Below are 25,686 nucleotides of genomic sequence, written 5' to 3'. Positions count from 1 at the left end.
CTCAAGGCAATTTTCAAGCTGAAGGTGTCGTGAACCATGAGTGCCGTGAACTCTCCTGATGACCTGTCGATGATTATTCGCTTCTTACGCCAGCAGCATGTGCTAACACTGTGTGCTGGCAGCGGTATCGATATGTGGTGCGCCAACTGCTTTTACGTGTTTGATGACAAGCAGATGGCGCTTTACCTGATGACCGAAAAGCACACGCGCCATGCTGAGTTGATGCAAATAAACCCGCAAATCGTCGGGACGATTGCCAATCAGCCGCGCATGGTAGCCCTTATCAAAGGCATCCAATATCGAGGTGACATTGTCCTGCTCAGCGGCGATGCCGAACAAGCAGCCCGTCAACGTTACTGCCGCCGCTTTCCAATTGCGAAAGTGAGTGCAGTCCCAATTTGGCAACTCAATCTCCTCGAAATCAAAATGACCAATAACACCCTCGGTTTTGGCAAAAAACACCATTGGTGTAGAGATAGCTGACAAAGTGCCCTTTACCGAGAGGACAAACAAATCGTAAAGACGCCGTAAAATCATCCCTGATGGCTCGAGCCGCGCCATCCTTGGCGCGGACGCTGTACTCTTCTGCCTGTCCTCACTGTTCTAGCTTGAGTCATCGGTGTTTATCAGCAGTCTGAACACCATTGGTGTGCTCTTTAATCTCGACCTTTCACTCGGATGAGTTAATGTATAGTGTTTCTGATATGTATTATTCATAACAATCGATTACATGATTGCTTCCAGCGTGGGGAGGCATTAAGCGCTTTTATTGGGAGGTCAGATGGCGAAGGTATTATTACTGGGTGCAAGTGGCCTGGTGGGCGGTGAATTACTGCGCCTGCTACGTTTGGATGCGAGGGTAACATCCATCATTGCACCGACCCGTCAGCCCTTGCCCAGCATGAATAAACTGATAAATCCGCAGGGTGAGAATATCGGCGAATTACTGAAAACGCTGAATGAACCGGTCGATTTAGTTTTCTGTTGTCTCGGCACGACCCGCAAGCAAGCTGGCAGTCAGGCGGCATTTCGTCAGGTGGATTATCGGCTGGTGCTGGCAACGGGTGAAACCGGTCTGCGTTTAGGCGCACGGCATTTTCTACTGGTCAGCGCGATGGGAGCAAACCCTCGCTCATGGCTGTTCTACAATCGTACTAAAGGCGAAGCCGAGCGAGATTTACAGGCGCAAGGCTGGCCGCAATTGACCTTTGCCCGTCCCTCAATGTTAGCCGGTCAACGCACTACACCAAGGTTGATGGAGAGTCTCAGCGCACCTTTGTTTGCCCTGTTGCCAGATAAGTGGCGGTTGATTAAAGGCAAAGATGTGGCGCAAGCCATGTTGGATCAGGCGTTTGCGCCGTTGGGGGAGGGGGTGGTTGTGTTGTCGTCCGCAGCTATGCAGATTCCCCGTCGTCCTTGACGCTGCAGGGGTGTTAGCTGCACTCACTCACCCGAATCACTGACTTGAGTCAGCTCATCGGGATTCGTTCGTTTGCTGCCTACCTGCGACGCCAATGTCTTAGGGGAATCTTTGGTGTGTTTGACGCCGCAGGGTTGTTAGCTGCACTTACTCACCCGAATCACTGACTTGAGTCAGCTCATCGGGATTCGTTCGTTTGCTGCCTACCTGCAACGCCAATGCCTTAGGGGAATCTAGGTATTCGAGGGGCTGACTACCTGCAACGTCAATCTCTTGGGGTGAGCTATTGGAGTGTAATGGTTTGGTTGTCATGGGCGGCGGTGATGCCAGTGGGGAGGTTGTTGTCCAGTAGCCAGCAATCGAGCTGGTGGCTGATATGCGTTAACAGCATCGCTTCTGGTTTTAATAAATCGCCGATAGCCAGCGCCATGGTCACGTCATTATGATTGCGTGGCGGAGGTGTCTGCGGTGGATGGCTACAATCTATCACCACTAAATCGATATTTTTGCTGGCGAGAAATAGGGCGCTGTCTGCAGGTAAACCGACAGTATCGGTGAGGTAAGCGATGGCCCGATTGTGGCTTTGCAGCAAATAACCGAAGGTGATTTTTGAGTGATTCAATGGCACGGGGGTCACGTGCAGATTGCCGAACTTAATCGGATGAAACGCCCGTAATGGCGGTTGAAAGGCCAGTATTCCTGGGTGCTTAAACAGATCGTCGCAACCGTCCGGATCCGGTGGCCCATAGACTGGGATCGAATTTCCACATCCCCAACGTAAAGGAAATAGCCCCTGAACATGATCCATGTGGTAGTGTGTAAGCAAAAAACGCTGAATTTCCCCCGCAGCAAATAGCTGATCCAACGTCGGCAAGCCCGCATCAATGAATGTCGTTTCCCCTTGATATCGCAATATGGCACTGCATGATTGACGCCTCAATGCGGGTTGCGCTCTGGCATGGCGACAAACAACGCAATCACAACCAAATACCGGTACCTGCTGGGCACTGCCAGTCCCTAACAAAGTTAATTCCATTTTTGCCCCTCAATATCGTGACCTTTCGCGGAATTCATAGCCAATATTCGCTGTAATTGCGCCAGTGTGTGATGCAGTGCGCCATCGTTGCACAGTTGTAAACAGTCAACCGGCAACTGCTGCTGATAGTGCTGTGCCCGATGTAAGCGCTCACTGATTTGTTCACTATTTTCTCGGCCACGCTGTTGTAATCGTTGGGCCAAAATAGCCGGTGAAACCGTCAGGCACACGGGCAGTAATTGGCCGTGATAGCGTAGTTCTGCCTTAGGCAAGTAAGCTCTGGAGCCATTGACTATCACATCCAAACCCTGTTGCAGCCAAAGGTCAACCTCAATGCCCACCCCGTAGTACTGCTGATGGGCTTGCCAGTGCAGAGCGAATAAGCCTTGTGCTGCTCGTTGCAGAAACTCTGGCTCACTCAGTGCGATATGATTTTCTGCACCGGCATGGGCCTCGCGGGTGATGTAGCGATGAGCGACGATAATATGCGCCGGTTTTTCCGCCCGCAGTGCTGACAGCAGGCAATCTTTCCCCGCACCGGATGCGCCCATCAGATAAATTAAGCATGCCATCAGAACACCTGTATTCCCTGACGCCAAACGTTTTGCACGTAGATGTGTTGATTCTTCGGCCCCTCATGGGTGCGAGCCAGAACCAAGTCGGCACGTTTGCCCTCAGCAATGACGCCTCGATCCGCCAGTCCCAAAGCGTTAGCGGGATTGCGGGTCACCAGATTAATGGCTTGCGACAAACTAAAGTCGTTGCTTTCATCCTGTGCGATGCGAAATGCAGCATCGAGTAGGCTGGCTGGATAATAATCAGAGGACAAAATATCCAAGACGCCCAGTGAGGCTAAGTGGTGTGCGGCGACATTACCGGAATGAGAACCGCCACGAACGATATTGGGTGCACCCATTAAAACCTGCAAACCCTGCTGGTGGGAGGCACTGGCAGCGACCTCAGTGGTGGGGAATTCGGCGATGACGCTACCCAGCGCTTGGGACTCAGCGACATGCTCGGCGGTAGCATCATCATGGCTGGCAAGTGGAATACCCAACTGGCGACATTGTGCCGCGATAGCGTTGCGGTTTGGTGTGGACCATTTTGCCGATAGCGTGATTTGCTCTTCCTCGAAAGCGGCCATTTGTTGATCGTTAAGGTGATATTTGCCCTGATAATATTCGCGGTACTTTTCTCGAGAGGCGAATTGGCGTTGGCCCGGTGAGTGATCCATCACTGACACTAACGACAACTCAGGCTGCAACATCAATTTTTCAAACAAAGGTAGCGTGCTGTCGTGAGGCAACTCACAACGTAAATGAAGCCGATGTTCAGCGCGGTTTAACCCTGCCCGTTGGCTATCCACCACGGCATTGATCATTTTTTGTAGGTTATCCAGCCGATGGCCGCCATCACGCACGTCACCCACGGCGACGGCATCCAGTACGGTGGTGATCCCGCAAGCAATCATCAGTGCATCATGGCTGCTCATCGCGGAATGCGCGGGCCAATCGACATTGGGTCGTGGCGTAAAAAATTTGTCCAGATTGTCGGTATGCAGCTCGATCAACCCCGGTAGCAACCAACCATTTTGCCCATCTATTGCCGCCGAAAGTTGAGTCGGGCGATCACTGTAGCTTTGGATCACACCATTTTTGATTTCCAGTGATCCTTTGACCACCTGATCTTCAAGAATAAGATTGATGTTGCTGAGGATCATGCTGAGGTCTCCGTGCTGGCAGTGGTGGGGGCCGGTGTCATCACCAGTATGCGATCGCTAACATGGTTGCGTACATTTTCATCGTGAAAGATCCCGACGATGGCCGCACCACGTTGCTTGGCTTCATCAATCAGGCTCACTACCGCCGCGCTGTTGGTGCTATCGAGTGAGGCTGTTGGCTCATCCAGCAGCAAAATAGGGTAATCGACGATAAAACCACGGGCGATATTGACCCGCTGCTGCTCACCGCCGGAAAAAGTTGAAGGTGCCAGATCCCACAACCGCGGTGGGACGTTGAGGCGCGTCAGCAGATCTTGCGCCCGTTGTTGGCATACCTCGCGTTCCACCCCTAACTCAAGCAGGGGTTGCATGACCACATTCAAGGCACTGATCCGTGGGATCACGCGCAAAAATTGACTGACCCAACCGACGGTGTGGCGACGCACCGCCATGATTTGTCGCGCGGGCGCAGTCACCATATCCAGCCATTCGCCTTGATGTTTGACCCAGATATGGCCACTGTCAGGCAAATAATTGGCATAGAGAGAGCGTAGCAGAGTGGATTTGCCGCTGCCGGAATGACCGTGTAATACCACGCATTCACCGTCACTGACCTGAAGAGAGGTTTGATGTAGCACCGGCAAGCGTATTCCGTGTTGGTGGTGTAACACGAAGGTTTTACTGAGATTTTCAACGTTGAGTTTTAGGGCGTTCATGGTGATTTCTCGTGTTGGGTCAGTTTTGCAGTACCGATGAAACGAGTAACTGGGTATAGGGGTGGTGAGGGTCGTCCAGTACTCGGTCAGTGAGGCCGCTTTCGATGACTTGGCCTTCTTTCATCACCAATAGACGGTGTGCCAATAAGCGAGCGACGCCGAGGTCGTGGGTGACAATCACCACGGCGAGCTGCATTTCCACCACCAGATTACGGAGCAAATCCAGTAACCGCGCTTGAACGGAAACGTCTAGTCCACCAGTGGGTTCGTCCATAAAGACGAGCTTCGGATGGGTCACGAGATTACGGGCGATTTGTAGCCTCTGCTGCATGCCGCCGGAGAAAGTCGTGGGGAGGTCATCCAAACGGGACAGCGGGATTTCGACATCCTCTAGCCAGCGACCGGCTTGTTGACGTATTTCGCCATAATGGCGCTGACCCACCGCCATTAATCGTTCGCCGATGTTGCCACCCGCCGACACTTGCGGTCGCAAACCGTCCATCGGGTGCTGATGCACGACGCCCCATTCGGTCCGCAATAAACGGCGGCGCTGACTCTCTGCCATCTGATATAAATCAACCGCTTGATGCGCATCGGGGCGATAAATGATCTGCCCTTGCTGTGGAGCCAACCGTGCTGAGATGGATTTCAACAACGTGGTTTTCCCCGAGCCGGATTCACCGACAATCCCTAACACTTCACCCGGATACAGCTGGAAAGAAACGTCGCTGAACCCTTTGTTGGGGGCGTATAAATGGGTGAGATTCTCCACGGATAACAGTGGATGGACAGCGGGTGATGAAAGTAAATGTGCAGAAATCATCGGATGTTTTCCTCGTGCTTCAGGCCATCTTGTGCGGCTATCTGCGCCAACTGTTGCTGGCAAAAATCGGTATCCGAGCAAACAAACATCCGGCTGCCCTGATCGTCTATCACGACTTCATCGAGATAACTGTGACGCGATCCGCACAGCTCGCAGGGGTGATCCCACTGCTGCACCGTAAACGGATGATCGTCGAAATCCAGACTTTCTACTTTGGTAAAGGGCGGCAAGGCATATAAGCGCTTCTCGCGGCCAGCGCCAAACAGTTGCAGGGCGGGCATCATATGCATTTTGGGATTATCAAATTTCGGGATGGGCGAGGGGTCCATCACGTAGCGATCATTCACCTTCACCGGATAAGCATAGGTGGTGGCGATATGGCCGTAACGGGCGATATCTTCGTACAATTTCACCTGCATCACGCCGTACTCTTCCAATGCATGCATTTTGCGCGTCTCGGTTTCCCGTGGCTCGATAAAGCGTAAAGGCTCAGGGATCGGCACTTGGTAGATAAGGATCTGATCTTCCGTCAATGGTGTTTCTGGGATGCGATGACGGGTCTGGATCAGCGTCGCGTCGATGGTTTTCTCTGTGGTCGCCACACCGCTCACCCGCTGAAAGAAGCGCCGGATCGAGACGGCATTGGTGGTGTCATCGGCCCCTTGATCAATCACTTTCAGCACGTCGAAGCGGCCAATCAAACAGGCGGTGAGCTGAATACCGCCAGTGCCCCAACCATAAGGCATCGGCATTTCTCGTCCGCCGAAGGGCACCTGATAACCGGGGATCGCCACGGCTTTGAGCAACGCACGGCGTAAAGTGCGCTTGGTTTGCTCATCCAGATAACCCAGATTGTAACCGGTGAGAACCTCAGTCATGGTGCGGCTCCTGTGTTGGTGATGGTGACGATGAGGCAGACAAATATTCCTGGCGCAGGCGCTTTAATAACGCCAATTCAGCTTGAAAATCGACGTAATGGGGCAGTTTGAGATGAGAGACAAAACCGGCGGCTTCAACGTTATCCGCATGTGCGAGCACGAACTCTTCATCTTGTGCAGGGCTGGTGACGTTCTCGTCGTATTCACGACTTTGTAGAGCGCGATCCATCAGCGCCATCGACATCGCTTTGCGCTCGCCACGGCCAAAGACCAACCCGTAGCCACGCGTAAAGTGCGGCGGTTCTTCCGCGGGATCGACAAAACCATTCACCATTTCGCACTCGGTCAGCAGGATTTCGCCGATGTCGATCGCAAATCCCAGCTCTTCTGGCACGATGGAGATAGTCAGGTCGCCGGTGCGAATTTCAGCGGCAAAAGGGTGGGTGCGGCCATAACCACGTTGAGTGGAATAGCCCAGCGCCAGTAGAAAACCTTCGTCACCACGCACCAGTTGTTGCAGCCGCGCCGAACGGTTGCAGGGGTAAACCGGTGGATGGCGGGTAATATCTTCTGGCGCAGTGTCATCATCTTGTTCAGTGCGTGCTAACTGTTCTTGAGCCAGTAAATCAAACACATGAGCGCAATGACTGTGGGTTACATCATCGGATAATGCCGCACGGCTATGAGGTGCTGCGGGGGCATCACCCGAGGCCAAGAGCGTAAAATCCAGTAGCCGATGGGTGTAATCATAGGTAGGGCCGAGGACTTGTCCACCCGGCAAATCTTTGTAAATGGCTGAGATTCGCCGTTCGAGTCGCATGTTCTCAGTCGCCAGTGGCTGGCTCACCGCCAGACGGGGCAAGGTGGTGCGATAGGCCCGTAGCAAGAAAATGGCTTCCACCAAATCACCGCTGGCCTGCTTAATCGCCAGTGCAGCCAATTCGCGATCGTAAATGCCCCCTTCGGTCATCACCCGATCAACGGCTAACCCTAGCTGCTGTTCGATTTGCTCACAATCGATCGCGGGGATCTGCGTGTCGCCGCGGCGCTGGTGTTCCAGCAATTGATGGGCGGCCGCAATGGCTTTTTCGCCCCCTTTGACTGCAACGTACATCAGCACACCTCCACATGGGTGGTTCGTGGGATTGCCATCAGGTTTTCACCACAGGTCAACAGGAAATCAAGGCCTGCCGGAAAGGCCACCGGGCGGTTAAGCAGATAATCGAGCACGGCGGCGGGCAGTTGCGGTGCGATGGTGCGGCTGTGTTCTATCCCAGGCCCGCGTAAACGTAGCGGCACGCCGTGGTGCAGGCTATCGGTTTGAATCATTACCGTCGCGGAGTGCTCTGGCGAAAGTTCATCCCCAGTTGGGCAGGTCGCCAACTGTTCCACTGTGACCGTCTCCCCAAACAGCGCAAAATTGGCGGTGGCGCTGCTGGTGACCAGTGGTGCGCCAGTATGAAAACGCAGATTCTGTTGCACGGTATCACTGTCACTATGGGGCGATATCTCGACATCGCTCGGTGACGCTAGGTAGATTGAGGCGTCCAGATAAAGCGGCGTATCCTGATCCGCCAGCGTCAACAGGATGCTGGTGGTGGCGGGATTCAGTGGCTGCCAGCCGGTGACCACAGGCAGAGAAACCAGCACGCCAGGCTCACTCAATGCCTTCAGAATACGGCGAAACGTGTGCTGAGCATCGTCCACTGGCTGGTCAAAATGGGTCAATAAGCGCATTAGTCTTCTCCCCGCACTAAGGTGAAAAAATCCACTTTGCTGGTCGCGATGGCGCGGGCGCGTTGTTGTCGCCGTTCTTGTTGCGCCGCAGCCAGTGGGTGAATCACCGTGCTTAGCAGCAATTCGTTTAATCCGGCCGGTTTGCCTTGGGCGGTGGCCGGATGCCTGTTGAGGGTCGACAGTTGCAGCAAAGCATCCAGCAGTGCGCAAAGTTCAGCATGCGCCTTGTTGCGCCCCGCAATGTAGCTGTAACCATAAATATCAGCACTGTCATTGAGCTTGATAACCGCGCGGGTGATGGTCATATCCCCGAGGATAAACCGGCGGCCAGTGGCTCCCATTCGGGCTTGCAGTTGGTTCAAGCCAATCTCTGGGGCGCGTATGACTTGATACGCGGGTGACAGATTTAAGGGCTGCCAGTGGGCGAGAAGTTCCGCGGGTTGGCTGTGTGCTAATACTGACATCCAGCCTTGCCGAGTGGTGGTGCTGTCCATTCAGTGCTCCATCGTCAGTTCAATCATGTCCGCGCGGGTCAGGCTGACGGAGTATTCCGCGACCTGCTGACTGCTCACGCAGATATTTAACGTCCGTACACACAGCAGCGGTGCATGGGTAGCAATTTCCAGCAAGCGGCTCTCTTTGGCTTGTGCACGACGCGCGCTGATACGGGTTTGGCTGCGGCTCAACGGCTGTTGTAGATGCTGGGTGATGAATTGATGCAGTGAACCGGTATTGAATTGTTGCAAGGCAGGCCACCAACTCAGGTCTGGCAGGTAGTGATCGATAACACAGACCGGCACGCCATTGACTCGCCGCAAGGTCCGTAAATGAATGACTTGAGTGCCTTCCTCCAGTGAGAGTGCTTTGGCGACATGCTCTATGCAGGGGCGTAAGACAGCTAGTAAGCGCTCACTGGTGGGGTCACTGCCTTGGTCCAGTAAGTTTTGGCTAAAACGGGCGTTGGCATGAAGTGGGTAGTCATAGGGGCGCATCAACACCAGAGTGCCGATCCCTTGGCGGCGTTGTAGCCAGCCACGTTCAACTAACTCGTCAACGGCGCGGCGCAAGGTATGGCGGTTAACCTGATAACGGTCAGCCAGTTGTTGCTCCGGCGGCAGGTAATCGCCACAGCGATATTGACCGCGCAGCTCTTGTTCTAATTGCGCCGCAATTTGTTGATAGCGGGTGGGATAACTGGTCGGTGGTCTAGATAGGTGCATGGCAGATATTCCCTCTCTCAGTATCATTCTCCCTGACTGCCGGACATATCGAAGTGATGGTCAGTGCAAAACGGGCAGTCAGAAGTGTGATGGTCATGGCGATTACCGGTAAGTGATCTCATCGCTATGCTGGCGGGTAATCATGACAGTAGGGTTAAGCGGAGATGGCGGTAAGGTGAACTTTTGTCTATGTCAGAGGGTTTTTAATGCGAAAAAGTACGCTGTTTAGACGAAAAAGTTTTATCACGTTATCAATCTGATACATCTTCATTCAATAAATTATCATTCATAACAAAAAATAAACATTGTGGCAACTTGAGGGAAACATAAGTGTCTCTTATAGTTAATTTACGCCACTGTGGCGGTCACGATGGGGGTTTCTACTATGCGCCCTAATAATTTCAGCCAACTGAGCAAAGTGACTTTGGCTATTTTGCTCGCGTTTTCTCTTACTGCCTGTAGTGGTAGCGGCGGTGGATCCATCAATGCAGCAAAGAGTAATCCAGGTCAAACAACCGGCGGTTCGGGTACGGACGGCGGTTCCGGTGGTTCGGGTACGGACGGCGGTTCCGGTGGTGGCACAGGCGGCGGTACTGGCGGCGGCACAGGTGGCGGTACTGGCGGTGGCACTGGCGGTGGCACAGGTGGTGGAACGACAGCCAATAATTCGGCGGTTGGGAATGTAGTCACCGGCGTAGGCACCGCAGTGAATGGTGTCGGTAATACGGTCAGCGATGTGGTCAGTCAAACTCCTATTGGTAGCTTGCCAGTGGTGGGTACAGGTCTGGTCACTGTGGTCGATAGCACGGGTAATGCGGTCAGTGAAGTGGGGACCGGATTACAGACTGGCGTGGGCCAATTGGGAAATAATCCTAATGCTTTAGGCACTACTGCGGCCAGTGTACCAAAAGCCGTCGCAGATGTTGGTACAGGTGTTTCAGGTTTAGGTGGCACGGTTTCAGGTATTGGGACCAATACGCCGTTGGCAGGGGTCACTGGTACGGCAGGTGGATTAGTCGATAAGACCGGCGGGGCCGTTAGCGCCATTGGCAATGGGTTAGCGCAAGACCTGCAAACCGGTACCACCAGTAAGTTAACGACCGCGGCGACCGGGGTCGTGACACCGGTGGTAGGCCAAGTACAAGACATCACTCAATCCGTGGGTGCAACGACCGGTATTGGAACGCCAGTGAATAATTTAGTGACTGCGGTGGGGGGCACGGTTGCCACCACAGGAACGCAATTGGGGACAAGTGCACCGGCATTAGCGGGTGTGGGCCAAGTGCTGCAAGGCACAGGGCAGGCAGTGGCGAGCACGGGTGGCTTGGTAGCGGCACCGACCAGCACGGGTGGCTCTAATGGCTTATTGGCTGGGGTCACTAATACCGTCGGTGGTGTCACGGGTGGTGTAACCGGTGGTGTGACGGCAGGCGTATCTGCTAACGCCAATGCGAATGCCAGTTCCGGCGGAGGTTTAGTGGGCGGTTTAGGGGGAATATTAAAACCCCAATCCCACTGACTCATCGCCAGAGATATTCCCCCGTTTTTTATCGGGGGAATATCTGACGTAAAGATAATAAGAGATAGCTGACAAAGTGCCGATTGCACAGAAGACAAGCAGATCGTAAAGACGCCGTAAAATCATCCCTGATGGCGCGGACGCTTTACTCTTCTGCCTGTCCTCACCGTTCTTGGTCGAGACATCGGTGTTTGTCAGCAGTCTGATAAAAACAGATTTTTATAAAAATAATTATGTGAGCGCAGAAGGAAACATTCTATGAATAATAGAGCGTGGCTATTATTGTTTTTGGGATGGCAATACAGTGCATGGGCAAATACCGTACCCGCGCTCATTGATCAAAATAACCCATCCAGAATTTCACGAGATATTATTAAACCGCAACCGACGAGAACCGCGCCGCCTGTACTTTCAACGCCAACGCCAGGCCCTAAATTAACCCTCGATACGTTAATTGATGTGCGGCATATTCAATTTATTGGCGGCACTCGTTATGACATTAAGCTGCTGAGCGAGCCATTTAACGGCTATATAGGCAAAAAAGTCCCGTTAAAAAGTTTGCTGGTGGCGACTCAATCTATTACTCAGCGCTATCAGCAAGACGGCTATGTGCTTTCTTATGCTTATTTACCCTCCGATAACTTCGCCGATGGCACATTAAAAATAGGTTTAGTCGAAGGCTATATCGCCAATACCCGTATCCAAAGTGACAATGCGATGATTGGCCGCTGGCTCACCAAACTGGCTCAGCACATCATGGCCGAGAAGCCGCTGACGAAGGATACTTTCGAGCGCTACAATATTTTGATGAGCCGTACACCTGATACGAAAGTGATCGCCACTGCGAAAAATCCGGACAATATATATGGTGCAACATTATTGGATGTAAAAGCTGACCATCCCCGGAATTGGAATGTCACTACCGCGCTAGATAGCCGCAAAGGGGTTTACAGTGGGGTGCTGAATGCGACATTAAGTGGTTTTACGCCCTACGCGGAACAATTGGGTATCGCGACATTATTACCGCTCAATAATAAAAACCGAGACCAATATTTGGGCTTAAACTACCAGCAATATATAGGTAGCAATGGGCTGCTGCTGCAAACCCGTGGCAGTTATTATAAACAGAACCCGAAAGATTATACGGATCTCATCACTTACTATCCGCAAGATATTACGTTAGCGGCTCGCACCGAGCAGACACAATATACTGGCGGTGTCGTATTAAGCTACCCACTGGAATTAACCCGTCAGCGCCAATGGACCCTTAGCGGTGGACTCGATTATCTGGAGAAAAGTTATAGCCTCAAACAGCGTGCGCGATTTAATAGCCAAAATAATCGATTGGTCGATCTGGAAGAGCAAAATCAGCGTATGCGTTATCCGGCAGCAGAATTTGCTCTGGCGGGCTATCGTGAATATACCCAAGCCTATTGGAGTACCCGTGCGAGTGTCCGCAAAGGCATTAACGGGGCGCTTGCCTCCAGTTCGGTGCCTTGGGGCGATCTGGGCTTCACACGGTGGAAAATCACGGGCGACGGGGCCTATTTAATGGCCGAGAAATGGCGGTTAAGTGCGGCGGCGGAAGGTGATTGGTCTGACAATGACTTACCCGAGGCGGAGCATGTGACCTTCGGCGGGTTACGGTTTGGTCGCGGTTATCCAGACAGTGAAGCCACGGGGGATTATGGCTACGGTGGTCAAATCGAAATGCGTTATATGCATAATCGGAAAAATGGTGTTTGGCTAAAATCAATCCAGCCTTATGTGGTATTGGATACGGCACATACTTGGTATAACTCGTCGATTTTCCCTGCCAAGAAGTTGGCTTCGTATGCGGTTGGGGTCACCTTTGGTGACAACAAACATTATTCACTTTCACTGGAAGGGGCAAGGCCGATTGGTGACCTGCCCAGTGATAGTAGTCGTCGGGATTGGCGGTTTAATGCGACGTTAACCTATAACTTCGCAAACTGATCAAGATGGCCTAACGCAGGTGATGAATCACTTGATTGCCGCTGCCGCGCCAGATAAGGGAGGGATCTTTCAGGTCTTGCACAAATTTGCCATCCACTAGCACATTAATTAAATCCACCACTTGTTGTTGCTCATCCGTCAGTTCAGCGAGGGTATAGCCGGTCCAGACCCAGATATCTTTGTTATCGCACTCGTGTCGCACCCGTTTGACCAGTTGCAAAATAGCGGACAAATTTTGTGGATGCAGCGGATCGCCACCCGAAAGAGACAGCCCCTGCCGTGAGATACGGATATCGTTCAGGTCCGCGATGATCTGATCTTCCATTTCTCGGGTAAAGGGTTTGCCCGAGTTGAGCCGCCAAGTACTTTTGTTATAGCAGCCCACGCATTCGTGCACGCAACCTGAGACAAACAGTGTGCAGCGAGTGCCAGGACCGTTGATGACGTCGACCGGATAGTATTGATGAAAGTTGATAGTGAGTGCCCCCCTCGTACTTGGCGTTGCCGGTGAGCTAACTGCCTGCAACGCCAATGACTTTGGGTCATAGAGTGAACTGTTTACTGTGCTGGGGCTTAGCCCAGTTGCCCGTTTGCCAAATGTTTCACCCGGCGCTTCACTTCTTCCTGCTTACCGGCATTGAATGGGCGTGCATCAGGGCTCCCCAGATAACCACACACTCGGCGGGTGACTGACACTTTCGACGGTTCATGATTACCGCATTTCGGGCAGGTAAAGCCTTTGCTGGTACAAGAGAATTCACCGGTATAACCACATTCGTAGCACTCATCAATCGGCGTGTTGGTGCCGTAATAAGGGACGCGGTTATAGCTGTAGTCCCAAACATCCTCCAATGCCCGCAGGTTATGCTGCAAGTTAGGATATTCGCCGTAACAGATAAAGCCCCCGTTCGCCAAAGGGGGATAAGGCGCTTCGAAGTCCAACTTGTCGTAAGGGTTAACTTTCTTTTCGACATCCAGATGGAAACTGTTGGTGTAATATCCTTTGTCTGTCACGCCTTCTACCACACCAAATTCGGCGGTATCAAGGCGGCAGAAACGGTCACACAGGTTTTCACTTGGTGTGCTGTACAGGCTGAAGGCATAGCCAGTTTCTTCTTTCCACGCATCGGTGGCTTGCCGCATGCGCTCAACAATGGCGACGGCTTTTTGGCGTAAGGTTTCATCATCAAAAACATGAGTTTTATCGCCAAACAACGCGTTCACGGTTTCATGTATACCGATAAAGCCCAGTGAGATGGAGGCACGGCCATTTTTAAAGATTTCAGAGACGTTATCGTCCGCCTGTAAGCGGACACCGCAAGCACCTTCCATATACAAAATAGGCGCGACCCGTGCTTTGACGCCATCTAAACGGGCGATTCGGGTCATCAGGGCTTTCTTGGCTAACAGCAAACGCTCATCCAGCAATTGCCAGAATTTAGCTTCATTACCCTTGGCTTCTAGCGCGATACGCGGCAGGTTAAGGCTGATAACCCCAAGATTATTACGGCCGTCATGGATCTGTTCGCCTGCTTCTTCATATACACCCAAGAAACTGCGGCAACCCATCGGCGTTTTAAAGGAGCCGGTCACCTTGACCACTTGGTCATAATTAAGGATATCGGGGTACATGCGCTTGGTGGCGCACTCGAGAGCGAGTTGTTTGATATCGTAATTAGGGTCGCTGAACTTGTGATTCAAGCCATCGCGAATTGCAAATACCAGTTTTGGGAAGACTGCGGTTTTACGGTTTTTACCTAAGCCCGCGATGCGGTTACGCAAAATGGCTTGCTGGATCATGCGCGATTGCCACGTGGTGCCTAACCCGAAACCGAAGGTGACAAACGGAGTCTGTCCATTCGCGGTATGCAACGTATTCACTTCATATTCCAGCGATTGGAATGCGTCGTAACACTCTTTCTCGGTGCGCGACATGGCATAACCGGCGGCATCAGGAATCTGCCATTCTTGAGCGATCGCTTTATGCTTATTAAAACTTTCAGTGACGAAAGGCGCGAGAATTTCATCAATGCGATTGATGGTTGTCCCACCATAAATATGGCTCGCGACCTGCGCAATGATTTGCGCTGTAACAGCGGTTGCCGTTGAGATGGATTTTGGCGGTTCTATCTCCGCATTACCCATTTTGAAGCCTTGGGTCAGCATGCCATTAAGGTGAATCAACATGCAGTTGAACATTGGGAAGAAGGGCGCGTAATCGAGGTCGTGATAATGGATTTCACCCCGTTCGTGGGCCAGTACCACATCGCGTGGCAAGATATGCTGTTTGGCATAGTGTTTGGCGACGATACCGGCTAGCAGGTCGCGCTGGGTGGGGATGACTTTACTGTCTTTGTTGGCATTTTCGTTCAGCAGCGCTTTGTTGCTTTGCTCTACCAAACCCCGAATTTCTTGGTTCAGGCGACCGCGCAGTTCCCGCGAAATATCCCTGTCATGGCGATACTCGATATAAGCTCGGGCTAACTGTTTGTATTGACCGGCCATTAGTTGGTTTTCGACCGCATTTTGGATATCGCGGATATCAACCTTCGGCTGGTTCTCCATCGTCTGAGCGACCACACGGGCAACCGTTGCACAATAATCTGCATCGACAACGCTAACAGCTAAAGCTGCGCGTTCGACGGCTTCCTTGATCCGCACCTCATCAAAAGGTACCTGACAACCGTCCCGTTTAATCACTACTGTTTTCACAATGTCGCTCCTGTATCCTGCCGCGTAGGGTTATCCACAAGACGATCCGCAGCACATCAGGGCTGCGGGGGGGTGTGGATGATTTTGTGGATAACTACTACATATAGGTGTCTTTGTTCCTACAAGCACTATATATAGGTGTGAGCAAACAAAGTTGACGTAGAGCAAAGAATTCGGTGTTAAGGGTGTTTGCTGCGCAGTCGAAGGGAATTTACGTTTTTATGGGGGCGGTGTTTAGCCTAACTTCAGGGAGCTAAGGCCGGTAATGTGGTCTTTGTTGATAGTCGATTCGTTGGCTTAGTCGAGTTTTTCTGGCAGGAAGGCAGGAGCCCTCCCGCTGACTTTACATTTTAAAAAGAGTCGATTGATTATTTACCCCATAAAGTTCTTCTTTAAGCTGGAGTAGCAACTCTGTCAGTGTGCCGAGTAAAAACGGTGAAAATTCCTTTTTTGCCAATGTGGTGTCATAAATATGGGAAGGAATAAAACGTTTCATTTCTTCATGGAATTTCCCACCAGAAATAATTTCTGCCAATGAATCAATTCGAGCCTGAAGTTTTTCTTCAAAATTATCGGTTTTATAATCGGTTAACTTTTTATTGACCAGTACGGAATTCACATTTGCTGATTGCTGCTTAAGCCATACTAAGTCCCATATATCGCGGTATCGAACATATTTTGTCGATGCGGGCAGGGAGACTAATTTATCAGCCATTACTTCTTCCAGTGTTTCAACACTGATCAGGGTATCGCTATAACCATCGGGTAGCACCGCATAATTTCGGGCTAATTGTCTGACTGAGCGTGTATAAGCAGGAATGTTAGCGACTTCAATTTTAATACGTTGCCTTGGTATATCTCGCTGCTCAGGCGCAGTAGTGACTGATATTTGCCATTTATCGACTTTAATTTCAGAGTATTCAGGTTCCATACATAGTTCTTTGGGCTCTTTGACCGTCACTTCCAGCCCATATCTGCCCCCTAGATAGGCTTCAATACAGCTTTTCATTTCTGACAGATTAGCAGAGCAAAATCCCAGTCCACCTGCAAAATCTAGATCCTCACTAAAGCGATTCGAGCCGTAACATAGCCTGAGTGAGGTCCCCCCCTGAAATGTTAATTCCTTTAATAAACCCGCCTCTGACAAACAAAATAGAATGTCATAATGCAGCAACTCCTTTTCAACAACAGGGCGCAAAGCGGACAGCCCTTCTTGTTGAATCACCGCCGCGACTAAATTATCAAAATCAATACGCTTAGGCATTCACCAACTCCGTATTATCAATCAGGTGTGTGTTTCGCCCTACTCGGCGCAAATCTCTTACTGCTGTCTCTTTTTTTGCGAACCTAATGGGGGATTTTGTCACAATCGTGCCCGCTAAAATATCGCTAACGGAACGTTCAGTGTGCGTCAGTTCAATGACTCCCCACGGCGTCTTATATTCCCCGGAGCGGCCTGTGGTCATGACTGTTAATCGGTCGATTGGAATTTGCGATATCACCCCATATTGTGATAATGCCGACTCGAGGCTGACATAACTATATTCTCCCCTGCGCATAGTCTTAACGATATGCTCAAGTATGTAGCTGTCTTTCGTTCCACGCACATAAACGTAAACCCCCTGTGCTGCACGCGTCAGGATATGACTTTCAACCAAACGCTTGAGGGAAGCTTTCATTGCACGAGGTGACTCATCAGGAAAGATTTTATCGAAATCGCGCAGATGGAAAACGTAGCGCCCATGGCGGCTAAATTCATCAAACTTGGTAATAGCGGTTAGCTTATTCATTACAATCACCTTAACAGAAAGATCTCTTTTTTGTGTCTTTACTGTAGATATGATCTAATGTATCACATTTATCTAAACGGAAAAGACACTTTTAAGTGTCCTTTCTGCTTAGATGGGTTACCCCATAAAGTGTGCCGCTTGCTCCAAATCTTGCCGTGTAAACTCCCTCACTATCTTGCCACTTTCCATCATTGCGGCGCGTTCAGACATATGGGCCACAACATCACTGTCATGGCTGACCAGCAAATAGGTCATGCCGTGTTCGCGTTTTAAATGATTGAGCAAATTAAGGATCTCTGCCTGAACAGACATATCCAATGCCGAAGTGGGTTCATCGAGTAACAGCAGTTTGGGCCGTAAAAGTAAGGCGCGGGCGATGGCAATGCGTTGACGTTGACCACCGGAGAATTGATGGGGATAGCGCTGCGCCGCAGAAGCAGGGAGACCCACTTGCGCGAGAGCCTGATCAATTCGCTGCTGGATATTGCGCTCACCGTGAATCTTTAACGGCTCACCCAGTGTGCGCTGAATATTATGCTGTGGATGTAACGAGGCATAGGGGTCTTGAAACACCATCTGCACATCTTTGCGCAGTTGACCGGTGAAACGTTGCCCTGCTTGCAACGGCTTGCCCAGCAAGCTAATTTCACCTTGCCACTCCCGCTGCAAACCAGCCAGTGTCCGTAATACGGTGGATTTACCACAGCCGGATGCGCCGATCAGGCTGAACGTTTCGCCTTCTTCAACTGCAAAGCTGACCGACTCAACCGCCGTTTTGACTTGATTCTTCAGGGCGAAACTGACCCGCAGATTATTGACTTCAATCAGTGCCACGGGTACCTCCAGAAAAATCTACGCTGCGATCCAATACCGGTAAGTCAGTGCCGTAAGTGGTGGCATTGGGGCGGCAAGCCCACAAGGTATGGGTATAAGGATGGGTTGAGTGCGGCAATTCAGCGGCCAGCCCTTGATCCACCAATTTGCCTTGATACATCACCAATACGCGGTGGCAATGCTCCGACACTAATGGCAGATCATGGCTAATCAGCAGTAAACTCATCTTGCGCTGCTCGGTTTGTTCGACGATCAACTCAAGGATTTGATTACGTAATTTGGCATCTAAAGCTGAGGTAGGTTCATCAGCAATTAAGACGCGCGGGTTATTGACTAATGCGATGGCTAACATCGCTCGTTGCCCCATCCCACCCGACAACTGGCCGGGATATTGGTGGTAAGCACTCTCATTTAATCCCACCGAAGCCAATGCATTTAAGACTCGCTCATGTGTGTCAGCACGGGAAAGCGCATTGTGCAACAGCAAAGACTCTTCAATTTGTTTCCCTACGGTTCGCACTGGATTCAATGCATAGCGAGGGTCTTGCAGCACCATGGCTATTTCTTTACCGCGCAGCGCACCCCATTGCTTGGGTTTGAGCGCCGTCAAATCATGTTCGATAGCAAGGGCGGGTTCCCCCTGCTGATGGGGATTATCGGCGTAATAACTCAGTTTTTTGGCACTGACTTTGCCCGGCGAGCGGACTAACCCCATCAACGCTCTGGCTGTAATCGATTTGCCAGAACCTGATTCACCCACCAAAGCGACGCGTTCTTGGCCGAGGTGGAACGAAATATTATCGACCACCCGTTGTTGCTGAAAATCGACACACAGATTCTCTACAGCGAAAATTTTATCAGTCATGGTGAGGGTCCAAAATATCGCGCAGGCCATCGCCTAACAGATTAAATGCCATGCTGCTGAGCAAAATCGCGCAGCCCGGGATGGCGGCGATCCACCATTGGTCGAAAATAACCTGCATACCATCCGCGACCATAGAACCCCATTCGGACATCGGGGGACGTGCGCCTAATCCGAGGAAACCTAACCCCGCTGCCGCTAGGATGATACCCGCCAGATCCAGCGCTAAACGCACCACCGCCGAGGGGAGACACATCGGTAAAATATGGCCCCACAGCAGGCGTAATCCTTTGATGCCCATCATTTCGGCTGCTGCCAGATAGTCGCTCTTACGTAATAATTGAATTTCGGCGCGTGCCTGACGGGCATAAGCGGGCCATGTGGTCAGTGCTAACGCCAATGCGCCATTAATCAAACCGGGACCGAGCATTGCCACAAAGGCAAAAGCCAATATCAACCGTGGCATCGACATCACCACATCCGTCACGCGCATCAGCACACGTTCAAGCCAGCCGCCGTAATAACCGGACAGCACGCCGACCAATAGCCCCAGTGGCAGAGTGATCACAGTGACTAAAAGCACCAAACCCAATGTTGGGCGAGTGCCATAAATTAAGCGCGACAGCATATCGCGGCCATAGCTATCAGTGCCCAGCCAATGCCCAGCAGAGCCCGGTGGTAGCAGCCGATCCGCGGCGTTTTGCCAGTTAGGATCTTGCGGTGCGATCCACGGCGCGAAAATCGCAATGAAAACCAGCAAGGAGATAATCAATAGCCCAATGCTGGTGGCAGGGGAACGCTTTAGCGTGTGGCAGACTTTTGCTATTTGCATTTCAGTATCATCAACATATCAGCGCGTTCTCGGATCCAGCAACCGGACCAGCAGATCCGTCACGTTATTAATCAAAATAAAGCACATACCGAGTAGCAGCGTTCCCCCCATAATGGCGGTGGTATCCCCCGCAAACAGGGCACTGGTCAGATAGCGGCCAATCCCCGGCCAGGCAAAAACGGTTTCGGTTAACACCGCGCCTTCCAACATGCTGGTATAGGCCAGTGCGATCACGGTGAGCAATGTGCCACGAATATTTGGCAACACATGCATCAGCAGGATACGCATTTCACCGGCCCCTTTGGCTCTGGCTAGCGTGATGTACTCTTTATTCAATTCACTCAGGCAAGCTGAGCGAGTCAGGCGGGTGATACTGGCCAGTGCGTAATAAGAGAGCAGGGCGACAGGCAAGATTAAGTGGGCGATGGCATTGCCAAAGGCACCAGCATCACCAGAGCGCCAAGTATCAATCAGGGCAAAACCGGTTTTTGCTTCCACGGTATATTGATAAATATCATCGAGACGGCCGGGACCGGGGCTCCATTGCAGGCGTGCATAAAACAGCAATAGCATCAGCAAACCCAACCAGAAGATGGGCACTGAGTTACCGAGCAAAGTGATAAAGCGAATTGTCGCATCCAGCTTACTACCGGCCCAACGGGCGCAGAGTAAACCGAGGATAACCCCGAGCGTGGCACCAATGATCAGTGACAAGGTAGCCAGTTCTAATGTGGCAGGGAAAACGGTGAGCAAATCTTGTAATACCGGCTGACCACTGGCGCTGGCAAGACCCAAATCACCGTGGGCCAAGCGCACCAAATAGTGCCAGAACTGTACGGCTAATGGCTGATCCAGCCCGAGTTGGTGCTTAACCTGCTGGTAAGTCGCCTCACTGGCGTGGTCGCCCACAATTTGTAACACCCGATCTACTGGCGACATTGCCGAGAGGAAAAAAGTGATCACCAGTAGACCGAATAACGTCAGGGCCAGGGTGAGTAATCCCTGTAAAAACCCCCAAAGACGACGCCGGGATAAGGTTCCCGGCGTTTGATTTAGTGCCACAGACATCGGCTATTAACCTACTTATATTTCATAAAACGGGGTCAATCAGCAGGGCTATTTCTGGCGTCATTGGTATTGCAGGTAGGCAGGAAGCCCCCTGCAATACCAAATTAGACAAAAATAAGTTACTTGCTGACACGGTCATAATAGACCATATCGGCATTCAGGCCCTGTTGGTAGCCCTTCACATTATCTCGCAGCACAACTTGCGCTTTGGCTTGGTCGATAAAGATGTAAGGCGAGTTCTGCTGCAACTCTTGTTGCAACTGGGTATACAGCGCGGTGCGCTTAGCCGGATCAGCTTCTGCCACGGCGGCCAGTGTTTGCTTATTCAGCTCAGGGATCACCCAACCGTTTAAACCGGCAACAGTGCTACTTTTACCGTCGTTATAGGCGAAGGCGCTAGCGTTGGAGTGAGCATCGAAGTAATCCGGTATCCACAAACGAATCGCAGACTGATGTTGCTTCGCCCGAACTCGACCATAGACTTGGCTGCCTGCTGCTGGCAGTAACACCAATTTCACGCCACCTTGGGCAAAGCTGGCCTGTAACGATTGGGCGATGGTGATAAACGGTGGTTTGTTCTCAACATCCAGCGTCAACGTTGGGTCTTTAATGCCCGCTTTTGCCAGTATTTCTTTGGCTTTAGCCGGATCAAAGGTGAACGGATTGCTTTCCAGCGCGCCCGGTAAACCAACCGGCAGGAAGCTTTGGTGCACGAAATATTGGTCTTTCAGTAAGTCTTTGGTAATGCCCTGATAATCAACCAGATAACGTGCAGCCTGCCACAACTCAGGTTTACTCAACAGCGGGTTGGCTGGGTTGGCCGTGTTAAAGACCAAATAGTTTTGTTCCGCTGATGGGATCTCGACCACTTTGACGCCTGCTTCTGTTTTCAAGGCGGCAGTCTGGTCTGGCCCTAATTCGCGGGCGATATCGGCATCCCCTTGCTGAATCAGTAAGCGACGAGCACTTGGGTCGGGCACGTTTTTAATAATAATATTTTTAATCAGTGGCTTATCACCCGGCGATGTCGCGTTGGCATCTAATACAATGGCTTGATGCGGTTGATAAACACGCATTTTGAACGGGCCACTGCCGGCTGAATGCATTTTTAACCAAGCATTGCCGTAGTCATTATCTTTCACATTGGCAGTGACAGCTTTTTTATCAACAATTGAGGCGATCGGCGTTGATAAAATATTCAAGGCAACCGCTGGGCTGACATCTGCACTCCAACTCAGTCGCACGGTGTTGTTATCGATCTTTTTCAGGTGTTGTTCGATGTTGGTCGCATCCCAACCCAGCACGTTAAGAATAAAAGCGGGAGAGCGGTTCATCTTGATTGCGCGAGTGAAGGAGTAAATCACATCATCGGCTTGCACCGGATTGCCTGATGCAAATACCGCATCTGGGCGCAATTTGACGGTCAGGGTTTTGGCTGCGGCGTCACCTTCCCAGCTTTCAGCCAGTACGGGCTTAATTTCTGCCGGATTATCACGATCGGCTTGGATCAAACGCTGATAGAGGCTAGGTACGGTCTGAATACTCGACAGTTCATTACTTTCTGCCGGATCCAGGCTGACGATATCATCCAGGGATTGTACGACCACCAATGTATCTGGTGGTGTTGCAGCCAATACACTGCTTGATAGTGCTGTCAAAATCAATAATGACAGAATTTTAGTTTTCATTGCGACTCCCTGAATAGGATTCAACCACCGAAACTTGTTACATTGAGCGCAACAAGCATCATTAGCATTACGAGGAAATTATTGTTTTTTCGACTATTTCATCGCAGTTTCCCACGATAGTGGCTTTGCAGTCTGTGGTCAAAGTCTCAACTGTTATTTGTTATAACAATAAGTGATAAACGAATATTGCATAGAAGTAATGATTCTGCGATGAGTGAGTTATCGAACGAAACTGAATAAAAATTGGATAAATAAATGTTAGAGACTTCCCAATAAATGAGATATGAACTGGTTATAATGGAACATTATTTCATTTTAATTTTACAAAAGGGAAAGTCATGATCACCGGAAACATTCATCATTTGGAATTAGTACCTTATCTGCCTGCGCAATTGAAAGACGCGATTGAATATGTGAAAAGCCATATCACAGCAGAAACCCCTCTGGGCAAGCATGATATTGATGGTAATAACCTGTTTGTGCTGATTTCTAACGACAGCACCGATTATCTGGAAAATCGCCGCGCGGAATATCATGCCAAGTATCTGGATATCCAGATTGTACTGGCGGGTGTCGAGGGGATGACCTTCAGTAATCTGCCCGCAGGCAAGCCAGATACCGACTGGTTAGCCGATAAAGACATTGCTTTCTTACCGGCAGGCGTCGATGAAAAGCAATTCGTTATGCAAGCCGGTGATTTCGTGGTGTTCTACCCGGGCGAAGTGCACAAGCCACTGTGTGCAGTGGGTGAGCCGGCTAAGGTACGTAAAGCCGTCGTCAAACTCGCGGTAAAATAGACTTTCTTGCTTAACTGCCTGCGTTTCGGGCAGCGCTTGCCACCGCCGATGACTCAGCCTAAAAGTGATCAATGAGTTTATAAAATGGGTGATGGGTTTATAAAATTAGTCATGGGTTTATAAAAAAGGGCCGCTCAGTTAACTGAATCGGCCCTTTTTATGTAAGCAGTTGAATATCTTTATGCTTGGCTGAGGGTGGCAACCATCACGGCTTTAATGGTGTGTAGGCGGTTTTCGGCCTGATCAAACACGATGCTGTGCGTGGATTCAAAGACTTCATCGGTCACTTCCATCCCTTCCGGTAAGTCATAAAGCTCAGCCATTTGCTTGCCAACCGTTGTTTGATCGTCATGGAAAGCGGGCAGGCAGTGCAGGAACTTAACCTGCGGGTTACCGGTGAGTTTCACCACGTTCATATTGATCTGATAGGGTTTCAGTAGTGCAACCCGTTCATGCCACACTTCTTTTGGTTCACCCATCGAAACCCACACATCGGTATATAAGAAGTCAGCGCCTTTCACACCTTCGGCAATATCTTCTGTCAGCGTGATTTTTCCGCCGGTTTTTTGCGCCTGTGCCTGACATGCCGCCACCAGTTGTGCCTCCGGCCAGCATGCTTTTGGCGCGACCAGACGTAAATCCATCCCGACCAGTGCAGCAGCTTCCAGCATGGTGTTCCCCATGTTGTTACGGGCATCGCCAAGATAGGCAAATTTCATCTCACTCAACGGCTTACCTGGCAGATGCTCTTGCATGGTCAATAAATCAGCCAGAAGCTGTGTCGGGTGGAATTCATTCGTCAGGCCATTCCACACCGGGACACCCGCATATTCGGCCAATGTTTCAACCACTTGTTGGCCATGACCACGATACTGAATACCGTCATACATACGGCCTAACACACGGGCGGTATCCTTAATTGATTCTTTATGCCCAATCTGACTCCCGCCTGGGCCGAGGTAAGTCACACGCGCACCTTGATCATATGCGGCAACTTCGAAAGAGCATCGAGTACGGGTCGAGTCTTTTTCGAAGATGAGCGCGATATTCTTACCCACCAGTTTTTGCTGTTCATTGCCGGATTTCTTGGCTTGCTTTAGCTCAGCGGCCAAATCTAACAGCGCGGTAATTTCGGTGGGGGTAAAATCCAGTAACCTTAAAAAGTGACGTTTGTAGAACTGACTCATAGTGCTCATGGTTTGCATCCTGAATAGTCTAGTTGAATTTAAATTCAATTTATACGTATAAATATTCAATTACAACCCCAATGAATAAATCTTTATCGTTTATAGTGGAGGCAACTGCGTGGGTGTGGGAAAATAGCGCAATACTAAGCCCATTGACTGAGGATAAAGGCATGGCAAACCGCGAAATGCTGGACGAACAACGTGATGAGACTCGCCTGATCATCGAAGAACTGCTAGACGATGGCAGCGATCCTGATGCGCTGTACACGATTGAGCACCATCTTTCTGCTGAAAAATTCGAAGTGCTGGAAAAGGCCGCCGTTGAAGCCTTTAAGCTGGGTTATGAAGTGACAGATGCCGAAGAACTGGAAGTGGAAGATGGTTCAGTGGTGATGTGCTGTGATGTGATTAGCGAAGTCGCGCTGAATGCAGAAATTATCGATACACAAGTTGAGCAGCTCATCGCACTGGCCGAGAAATGCGGCGTAAATTACGACGGTTGGGGGACATACTACGAAGACCCTAACGGCGAAGAGGGTGAAGACGGCGAGTTTGACGATGAAGAGTTGGTTGATGAGGATGATGACGGGAAGCGTCACTAAACCCGATTCCCCGTTGTCCTTGGCGTTGCAGGGTTGTTAGCGGCACTTACTCGCCCGAATCACTGACTTGAGTCAGCTCATCGGGACTCGTTCGTTTGCTGCCTACCTGCAACGGCAATGACTTAGGGGAATTCTTGGTGGGTTTGGCGTTGCAGGTTGGTTAGTCGGCGACTTACTCGCCCGAATCACGTGACTTGAGTCAGCTCATCGGGACTCGTTCGTTTGCTGCCTACCTGCAACGGCAATGACTTAGGGGAATCTTTGGAGG

The 25,686-nt window shown here is 50.9% G+C and carries 26 protein-coding genes; 6 read left to right on the top strand and 20 right to left on the bottom strand.

What is annotated here, in order from left to right:
• The first annotated feature begins 45 nt into the window (after window positions 1–45).
• Both BN68_RS11265 and BN68_RS11260 read left to right on the top strand, forming a co-directional pair.
• The gene (locus tag BN68_RS11265; protein ID WP_042806714.1) at window positions 46–483 is read left to right on the top strand and encodes a YhbP family protein; all 438 of its coding nucleotides are present in this window, start codon (window positions 46–48) and stop codon (window positions 481–483) included.
• Window positions 484–781: 298 nt separating this feature from the next.
• Window positions 782–1,420 carry a Rossmann-fold NAD(P)-binding domain-containing protein gene (locus tag BN68_RS11260; protein WP_019211274.1) on the top strand — a complete coding sequence of 213 codons (639 nt, stop codon included), beginning with the start codon at window positions 782–784 and terminating at the stop codon, window positions 1,418–1,420.
• A 283-nt stretch (window positions 1,421–1,703) separates the two neighbouring features.
• On the opposite strand, the gene phnP is transcribed toward BN68_RS11260, so the two are convergent.
• Genes phnP through phnF form a run of 10 tightly spaced genes read right to left on the bottom strand, consistent with a single transcriptional unit; the run spans window position 1,704 to window position 9,550 of the window.
• Complete coding sequence (phnP, locus tag BN68_RS11255) at window positions 1,704–2,456, bottom strand: phosphonate metabolism protein PhnP (protein ID WP_019211273.1); 753 nt, start codon at window positions 2,454–2,456, stop codon at window positions 1,704–1,706.
• Complete coding sequence (gene phnN, locus BN68_RS11250; RefSeq protein WP_019211272.1) at window positions 2,447–3,028, bottom strand: ribose 1,5-bisphosphokinase; 582 nt, start codon at window positions 3,026–3,028, stop codon at window positions 2,447–2,449. The genes phnP and phnN overlap by 10 nt, the downstream gene beginning before the upstream one ends.
• Complete coding sequence (gene phnM / locus BN68_RS11245) at window positions 3,028–4,176, bottom strand: alpha-D-ribose 1-methylphosphonate 5-triphosphate diphosphatase (RefSeq protein WP_019211271.1); 1,149 nt, start codon at window positions 4,174–4,176, stop codon at window positions 3,028–3,030. The genes phnN and phnM overlap by 1 nt, the downstream gene beginning before the upstream one ends.
• Window positions 4,173–4,892 carry a phosphonate C-P lyase system protein PhnL gene (gene phnL / locus BN68_RS11240; protein ID WP_019211270.1) on the bottom strand — a complete coding sequence of 240 codons (720 nt, stop codon included), beginning with the start codon at window positions 4,890–4,892 and terminating at the stop codon, window positions 4,173–4,175. The genes phnM and phnL overlap by 4 nt, the downstream gene beginning before the upstream one ends.
• 19 nt (window positions 4,893–4,911) lie before the next feature.
• Window positions 4,912–5,715 (bottom strand): phosphonate C-P lyase system protein PhnK, encoded by an 804-nt coding sequence (gene phnK, locus BN68_RS11235; protein WP_019211269.1) that lies wholly within the window; start codon window positions 5,713–5,715, stop codon window positions 4,912–4,914.
• Window positions 5,712–6,593 (bottom strand): alpha-D-ribose 1-methylphosphonate 5-phosphate C-P-lyase PhnJ, encoded by an 882-nt coding sequence (locus tag BN68_RS11230; RefSeq protein ID WP_019211268.1) that lies wholly within the window; start codon window positions 6,591–6,593, stop codon window positions 5,712–5,714. The genes phnK and BN68_RS11230 overlap by 4 nt, the downstream gene beginning before the upstream one ends.
• Complete coding sequence (locus tag BN68_RS11225) at window positions 6,586–7,707, bottom strand: carbon-phosphorus lyase complex subunit PhnI (RefSeq protein WP_019211267.1); 1,122 nt, start codon at window positions 7,705–7,707, stop codon at window positions 6,586–6,588. The genes BN68_RS11230 and BN68_RS11225 overlap by 8 nt, the downstream gene beginning before the upstream one ends.
• Window positions 7,707–8,330, bottom strand: coding sequence for a phosphonate C-P lyase system protein PhnH (gene phnH / locus BN68_RS11220; protein WP_019211266.1), 624 nt, complete (start codon window positions 8,328–8,330; stop codon window positions 7,707–7,709). Before phnH ends, BN68_RS11225 begins: the two co-directional genes overlap by 1 nt.
• On the bottom strand, window positions 8,330–8,824 hold the full coding sequence (gene phnG, locus BN68_RS11215; protein WP_019211265.1) for a phosphonate C-P lyase system protein PhnG: 495 nt from the start codon (window positions 8,822–8,824) through the stop codon (window positions 8,330–8,332). The genes phnH and phnG overlap by 1 nt, the downstream gene beginning before the upstream one ends.
• Window positions 8,825–9,550, bottom strand: a complete 726-nt coding sequence (gene phnF, locus BN68_RS11210; protein WP_019211264.1) for a phosphonate metabolism transcriptional regulator PhnF — start codon at window positions 9,548–9,550, stop codon at window positions 8,825–8,827. It abuts the gene before it with no gap.
• Between the two features lie 385 nt (window positions 9,551–9,935).
• Between phnF and BN68_RS11205 the strand changes: the two genes are divergently transcribed.
• Both BN68_RS11205 and BN68_RS11200 read left to right on the top strand, forming a co-directional pair.
• The gene (locus BN68_RS11205; RefSeq protein WP_019211263.1) at window positions 9,936–11,069 is read left to right on the top strand and encodes a collagen-like triple helix repeat-containing protein; all 1,134 of its coding nucleotides are present in this window, start codon (window positions 9,936–9,938) and stop codon (window positions 11,067–11,069) included.
• 258 nt (window positions 11,070–11,327) lie between these two features.
• On the top strand, window positions 11,328–13,046 hold the full coding sequence (locus BN68_RS11200; RefSeq protein WP_019211262.1) for a ShlB/FhaC/HecB family hemolysin secretion/activation protein: 1,719 nt from the start codon (window positions 11,328–11,330) through the stop codon (window positions 13,044–13,046).
• A gap of 10 nt (window positions 13,047–13,056) precedes the next feature.
• On the opposite strand, the gene nrdG is transcribed toward BN68_RS11200, so the two are convergent.
• The 9 genes from nrdG to BN68_RS11155 all read right to left on the bottom strand — a co-directional run bounded on the left by nrdG (window position 13,057) and on the right by BN68_RS11155 (window position 22,832).
• Window positions 13,057–13,521: an anaerobic ribonucleoside-triphosphate reductase-activating protein gene (nrdG, locus tag BN68_RS11195; protein WP_042806713.1), complete on the bottom strand. Its 465-nt coding sequence runs from the start codon at window positions 13,519–13,521 to the stop codon at window positions 13,057–13,059.
• Between the two features lie 98 nt (window positions 13,522–13,619).
• Window positions 13,620–15,758, bottom strand: coding sequence for an anaerobic ribonucleoside-triphosphate reductase (nrdD, locus tag BN68_RS11190; RefSeq protein ID WP_019211260.1), 2,139 nt, complete (start codon window positions 15,756–15,758; stop codon window positions 13,620–13,622).
• 343 nt (window positions 15,759–16,101) lie between these two features.
• Complete coding sequence (locus tag BN68_RS11185; protein WP_019211259.1) at window positions 16,102–17,022, bottom strand: nucleotidyl transferase AbiEii/AbiGii toxin family protein; 921 nt, start codon at window positions 17,020–17,022, stop codon at window positions 16,102–16,104.
• The gene (abiEi, locus tag BN68_RS11180; RefSeq protein ID WP_019211258.1) at window positions 17,015–17,548 is read right to left on the bottom strand and encodes a type IV toxin-antitoxin system AbiEi family antitoxin; all 534 of its coding nucleotides are present in this window, start codon (window positions 17,546–17,548) and stop codon (window positions 17,015–17,017) included. The genes BN68_RS11185 and abiEi overlap by 8 nt, the downstream gene beginning before the upstream one ends.
• 117 nt (window positions 17,549–17,665) lie before the next feature.
• Window positions 17,666–18,382, bottom strand: a complete 717-nt coding sequence (locus BN68_RS11175) for an ABC transporter ATP-binding protein (RefSeq protein ID WP_019211257.1) — start codon at window positions 18,380–18,382, stop codon at window positions 17,666–17,668.
• The gene (locus tag BN68_RS11170) at window positions 18,369–19,247 is read right to left on the bottom strand and encodes an ABC transporter ATP-binding protein (protein WP_019211256.1); all 879 of its coding nucleotides are present in this window, start codon (window positions 19,245–19,247) and stop codon (window positions 18,369–18,371) included. Before BN68_RS11170 ends, BN68_RS11175 begins: the two co-directional genes overlap by 14 nt.
• Window positions 19,240–20,076, bottom strand: a complete 837-nt coding sequence (locus BN68_RS11165; protein WP_019211255.1) for an ABC transporter permease — start codon at window positions 20,074–20,076, stop codon at window positions 19,240–19,242. Before BN68_RS11165 ends, BN68_RS11170 begins: the two co-directional genes overlap by 8 nt.
• Window positions 20,077–20,094: 18 nt before the next feature.
• Window positions 20,095–21,144, bottom strand: coding sequence for an ABC transporter permease (locus tag BN68_RS11160; RefSeq protein WP_019211254.1), 1,050 nt, complete (start codon window positions 21,142–21,144; stop codon window positions 20,095–20,097).
• A gap of 119 nt (window positions 21,145–21,263) precedes the next feature.
• Window positions 21,264–22,832: an ABC transporter substrate-binding protein gene (locus BN68_RS11155; RefSeq protein WP_019211253.1), complete on the bottom strand. Its 1,569-nt coding sequence runs from the start codon at window positions 22,830–22,832 to the stop codon at window positions 21,264–21,266.
• Window positions 22,833–23,170: 338 nt separating this feature from the next.
• Between BN68_RS11155 and BN68_RS11150 the strand changes: the two genes are divergently transcribed.
• Window positions 23,171–23,629: a YhcH/YjgK/YiaL family protein gene (locus tag BN68_RS11150; protein ID WP_019211252.1), complete on the top strand. Its 459-nt coding sequence runs from the start codon at window positions 23,171–23,173 to the stop codon at window positions 23,627–23,629.
• 179 nt (window positions 23,630–23,808) lie between these two features.
• On the opposite strand, the gene argF is transcribed toward BN68_RS11150, so the two are convergent.
• The gene (gene argF / locus BN68_RS11145) at window positions 23,809–24,816 is read right to left on the bottom strand and encodes an ornithine carbamoyltransferase (protein ID WP_042806712.1); all 1,008 of its coding nucleotides are present in this window, start codon (window positions 24,814–24,816) and stop codon (window positions 23,809–23,811) included.
• A gap of 170 nt (window positions 24,817–24,986) precedes the next feature.
• On the opposite strand from argF, the gene rraB reads away from it, so the two are divergent.
• Complete coding sequence (gene rraB, locus BN68_RS11140) at window positions 24,987–25,418, top strand: ribonuclease E inhibitor RraB (RefSeq protein WP_042806645.1); 432 nt, start codon at window positions 24,987–24,989, stop codon at window positions 25,416–25,418.
• Window positions 25,419–25,686 lie beyond the last annotated feature (268 nt).

The organism is Yersinia massiliensis CCUG 53443 (assembly GCF_000312485.1).
Taxonomy (GTDB): domain Bacteria; phylum Pseudomonadota; class Gammaproteobacteria; order Enterobacterales; family Enterobacteriaceae; genus Yersinia; species Yersinia massiliensis.
This window is presented reverse-complemented; position numbering and strand designations above follow the sequence as displayed.